Below are 291 nucleotides of genomic sequence, written 5' to 3' on the forward strand. Positions count from 1 at the left end.
GGAAGCCCGGCGGCCGGCCGGGGCCGGGGGCGAGGCACGGGCCCCTCCTGGCGGCGGCCCGGACGGACGCGGGGTCAGGCGGCAACTCGCCCCTGCCGACGCGGCGTTCACTCGTCCGGGTGGCTTGGCGCTGCCGGGTGGTTCGGGCGGCTACGATCGGGCCGACCCACGGAGGTGACCCGGATGACCACGGTCATCGTGCAGTTGCCCGATCCGCGCCCGCCGCGCCGAACTCGCCGCCGACCGCGGCCACCTCCGCGACGTCCTGCGCGCCGGCTCCGAACGCGCCAA

The organism is Kitasatospora putterlickiae, assembly GCF_039527695.1.
Classification (GTDB): domain Bacteria; phylum Actinomycetota; class Actinomycetes; order Streptomycetales; family Streptomycetaceae; genus Kitasatospora; species Kitasatospora putterlickiae.